The sequence below is a fragment of the Anaerococcus sp. HMSC075B03 genome (assembly GCF_001815585.1).
Classification (GTDB): Bacteria; Bacillota; Clostridia; order Tissierellales; family Peptoniphilaceae; genus Anaerococcus; species Anaerococcus vaginalis.
In genome coordinates, this window is sequence record NZ_KV821169.1 from 1 (window position 1) to 453 (window position 453).

General features: G+C 28.5%; 1 protein-coding gene. It reads right to left on the minus strand.

Annotation, left to right across the window (positions count from 1 at the left end):
• A partial coding sequence (locus HMPREF3045_RS02320; protein WP_373880582.1) for a coiled-coil domain-containing protein occupies positions 1 to 453 on the minus strand: 453 nt, incomplete at both ends.

The following is a 453-nucleotide window of genomic DNA, read 5'->3' on the forward strand; positions in this document are numbered from 1 at the left end:
CTTAGCTTTTTCTTGTTTTAGTTTCTCTCCATTATCTTTGCAAGATTCTAACTTTTCCTTTAATTCATCTATCTTTGTTTGGTCTTCTTGTTTCTTATCATTTAAGTCTTTGATCTGATTTTCCAAGTCCTTAATATTTTTAGTTAAATCATCAATCTTATTGTCCTTTTCATCAATATCTTGCCCTGTTAAATCTGTTTGAGTATCAATGGAATATTTATTTGGATTGTATATAGTCATCTTTCCTTGATACAAATCATTGTTATAATCAAATTCAAGTTCTACACTATCTACATTCTTATCAAAGACAAACTCTCCATTTTCAAACCTTAATCCATTAGGAATAGATTTGAATCCTTGATTTCCGTTGAAACCAAAATGATTTTCGTAAAATGGATTTTGTTTTGGTCTATACTCAACTTCTTGATTATGGAATACTCCCTTACTGTTAAT